The sequence below is a fragment of the uncultured Phenylobacterium sp. genome, from assembly GCF_902826855.1.
Taxonomy (GTDB): domain Bacteria; phylum Pseudomonadota; class Alphaproteobacteria; order Caulobacterales; family Caulobacteraceae; genus Phenylobacterium.
Map to the genome: position 1 here is coordinate 1 of NZ_CADEGK010000116.1, position 3,931 is coordinate 3,931.

The following is a 3,931-nucleotide window of genomic DNA, read 5'->3' on the forward strand; positions in this document are numbered from 1 at the left end:
GGCGTATGTCGCGCGAAATTATCACTTTTTTCCCTCCGGAGCGAACTGTTTTCAGCGAAACAGTTTCTTGGCGCGAAGCGTCGGCGTATAAACTATGACTGTCAATACACTGTGGTCCAGCGAACAGGCTTGAACTTGAGATACGTGTCGACAAAGCCACACTGCAGCTTTAGGCATAAGTGCGCTCGCAGTTCTGCATGGGGATCTAGCGCCCACCTTGCAGTAGCTTTCCATACACGCGCCCGCTGCCCCAATTACCGACATCCGCATGCGGCCTCGCGATTGAAGTAGATGGAAAACGGAGCAGCGAGAGCGGACCTTCGCACCGCGCCAACTATCTTATTCACAAGGAGAAGCGTCCTCCTGCGAAGAGCGCCCGAAGTGTTCTACACGGCCGCAGGGCGGGGTATTTTGCCCCACTGACGCTGGCCGTCGGATTACGCCAATTGACCGCGAGCCAAAGCCGATTATTGTAACCGGAATTACAGAGGGCGGGGCGTTTGGTTTAGATCACAAAGACCTCCATTGGCGCGTGTGTCTCACATCGGCAGCCAGGACAGCGACTCGCCTCAGGATGCGCTGGCAGGTGGTAAGTTAGGCTGGCACCTATGCATCGACGACACGACCGTTCGCGAGAGCGCTGGTGCGCCCGTCGCCGGTGGCGCCACCCACCCGCTACGGCGCCTAGCCGCACGAACACGACGTCAAATCGGGCCGCGTTGTTTACTACGCTCACGGCTGCGATGCTCGTCGCCGGCTGCGGAGAAGGCGACCCAACCCCGCTGACAACTACAGCGCAGGTCGGAACCGCCCCCGCGCCGACGCAGGTAGAACTTGTCGAGGCGCGGGCGGAGGCTATCGCGGCGCCGATCATCGTCTCAGGCACGATGGCGGCGCTTCAGACGAGCAACATCGGGGCGCTTGTCGAGGGTCCGGTGGACCGAATCTTCGTATCGGTGGGGGATCGCGTGCGAAAAGGTCAGCCGCTCTTCCGCATCCGGCAGGCGGATTTCGCGCGGCGTGTGACCGAAGCCGAGGCAGCAGTCGAACTTGCGCGAGCGCAGGTCGAGCAAGCGGAGCGCGCCTACGCACGAGTTGCCGAGTTGAACCAGCGCGGCTACGCCGCGGCGGCGCGGCTCGAGGATGCGCTGGCGGCGAGGGACGTGGCGCGTGCGCAACGTGGCCAAGCCCGCGCCGTGCTCGGCACCGCGCGCCAAGCGCTCAATGACACGGTGGTTCGTGCGCCGTTTGATGGGGTGGTGACCAGCCGCCTCGTTGATGAAGGCGTCTTTCTGACAAGTCGCTTGCCGATGGGCGGCCAGTCTGCGGCGCTCCAGCTTCAAGAGCTGCGCATCGTCGCCGCCATTGTCGCCGTTCCCGAAGCGCGGGCCGGAGACCTCAGGCTCAATCTGCCGGCCAGGTTGTTCATTGAGGGGGTGTCGGAGCCCCAGCCGAGCTACGTTGCGATCATCAACGATCGTGTCGACCCGCAGACGCGCACGGTTGAAGCCCGGCTTCCGGTGCGCAACGAGAACTATGGGATCAAGACCGGCGTCTCGGTCCGCGCCGAGATCACGCCGAAGGCTCTGCAGGCGGTGGTGCTGCCGAGGACCACTCTCGCGGGCGACGATGGGCAGAGATACGCCTTCGTCGCCAAGGGGGGGGTAGTCGAGCGCCGCCCAGTTCGCACCGCCGATATAGATCTGAACCGCGTGCGGGTGATCGATGGCATTGTTGCTGGCGAGCAGGTTGTCGTGAGCCCCCCATCGGCTCTGACGCACGGTGCTCGTGTCGTCCTGGCCGCGGCCGACAACAGGGTCAGCGGCCATGTGGCTCGTTGACGTCTCAATCCGACGCCCGGTCTTCGCGACGATGGTCATCGGCGCGCTCGTGGTGCTCGGGCTGGTCTCGTTCGGACGACTGGGCGTCGACCTCTTTCCTCGCGTGGAATTCCCGTACGTCGCCGTGACGACGACGTTGGAGGGTGCGGCTCCTGGCACCATCGAGACCGAGGTTTCCGACGTCTTGGAGGAACAACTCAACACCATCTCAGGCATCCGCCAACTGCGCTCGGTAAGCGCCGAAGGGCTGAGCCAAGTGTTCATCGAGTTCGAACTCGAGGAAAACGCCGACGTCAAAGCCCAGGAGGTGCGCGACAAGGTCAACATCGCGCTGCGGGACCTTCCCGCGGACGCCGATCCCCCCGTCGTCGAAAAGGTGGACCCAGACGCCGCGCCCATCGTGTCGGTGATGCTGTCGGGCGACCGGCCTGTGCGCGAGATCACCACGTATGCCGACGAGGTTATCAAAGAGGCCTTGCAGCGGTTGCCGGGCGTCGGGTCGGTCGGTCTGGTCGGCGGTCGAGAGCGGCAGATGCGCGCCTGGCTCGATGCCGACCGCATGCGCGCCTACGGCGTTACCGCCGACGACGTCGCTCGCGCTCTGCGTGCTGAGAACGCCGAGTTGCCGGGCGGGCGGCTCGAGATCGCCGGCCGCGCAAGGGAACTTGGCGCACGCACCCTGGCTGAGGCGCGTACGCCACAGGAATTCGCTTCACTAGTAGTGACTCCACAGCCCAACGGCGCCGCGACGAGGGTCGGCGACGTCGCACGCGTAGAAGATGGGGTCGAGGACGAGCGGAGCTACGCTCAGCTCAACGGCCGTCCAGGCGTAGCGCTCGAGGTGAGACGACAGTCGGGGAGAAATACCGTCGAGGTGGCGCATGCGGTCCGGGCCGAGATCGAGCGGCTGGCCGCCGATGCACCAGCCGGCATCAAGATGGTGGTTGCACGCGACACCTCGCGGTTCATCGAAGCCTCGATCAACGACGTTATGGTCGACCTGGCGATCGCAATCCTCTTGGTGGTGGCGATCACCTTTCTCTTCCTCCTGAGCTGGCGCGCGACCCTCATCGTGGCCCTCGCCATTCCGACCTCGCTGATTGCGACGTTCCTGGCCTTCAGCGTTTTCGGATTTACGCTCAACACCATGACGCTGCTGGCGTTGACCGTCGCGATCGGCCTGCTCGTAGACGACGCAATCGTCGTCGCAGAAGCTATCCAGCGCGACATCGATCGCGGCGCCGACCCCAGGATCGCTGCCGCCGCCGCCACGCGCCGTGTGGCGCTCGCTGTGCTTGCCGGCACGTTCGCGACGCTGGCGGTCTTCGTGCCAATCGCCTTCATGGAAGGCATCGTCGGGCGCTTCTTCTTTCAGTACGGCCTGGCCATTGTCTTCTCCGTGAGCGTGTCGCTGTTGGTGGCCCTCACGCTCACGCCCATGCTCGCGTCGCGCCTGCTCCGGGCTGGCGATCATGGCGCTGGGTGGATGCAGGCCATCGAGCAGGTCCACCGTCGGATTGAGGCGGGTTACGCAAGGCTCGTCATATGGGCCATGCGGCGCCGCTTCCGCGTGCTCGGCGGGGCTGCGGTCAGCATCCTGCTAGGCGGTTGGGTGGCCTTGCAGGTGCCCACGACGTTCATGTCCACTACAGATCGCAGTGAATTCCTTGTCAGCATCAAGCTGCCGCTGGGCACCGGCATCGCGGACGCGCAAGCGGCAGCGCGGCGGTTGGACGCCGCGCTGCGCGCCGTGCCGGACGTCACGCTGGCGTTCGTCACCGTGGGGGCCGGCAGCCAACAGCGCTCAAACCTGCTCGATGTGTATGTCGGTCTCACGCCCAAGGGTGGGCGCAGCCGCCATCAGGAGGCCGTGATGGACGACGCGCGGGCTGCGCTCGCCCGTGCGGTCCCAGAGGCGACCGAGATTGCCGCCGCCGAAGTGCCGTGGGTTTCCGGAGGCGGCATAGGCCAGTCGGCGATCGAACTCGTCGTAAAGGGAAGCGATTTGCCTGCGGTTGAAGCGTATGCGACGCGGCTGATGGGCTTGATGCGCAGCGATGCGCACTTTGCGGATGTCCGCACGAGCTTCA

The 3,931-nt window shown here is 64.9% G+C and carries 1 protein-coding gene and 1 pseudogene; both read left to right on the forward strand.

The features are described 5' to 3' along the window. The first annotated feature begins 743 nt into the window (after window positions 1-743). Window positions 744-1,841 carry an efflux RND transporter periplasmic adaptor subunit gene (locus QZV94_RS15660; RefSeq protein ID WP_293678839.1) on the forward strand — a complete coding sequence of 366 codons (1,098 nt, stop codon included), beginning with the start codon at window positions 744-746 and terminating at the stop codon, window positions 1,839-1,841. A 31-nt stretch (window positions 1,842-1,872) separates the two neighbouring features. Further along, window positions 1,873-3,870: pseudogene (locus QZV94_RS15665) on the forward strand (efflux RND transporter permease subunit); the annotation flags it as partial. Window positions 3,871-3,931 lie beyond the last annotated feature (61 nt).

Excerpts from the sequence above, each read along its gene's own strand:
- QZV94_RS15660 (WP_293678839.1), top strand. The coding sequence starts at position 744 with ATGCTCGTCGCCGGCTGCGGAGAAGGCGACCCAACCCCGCTGACAACT.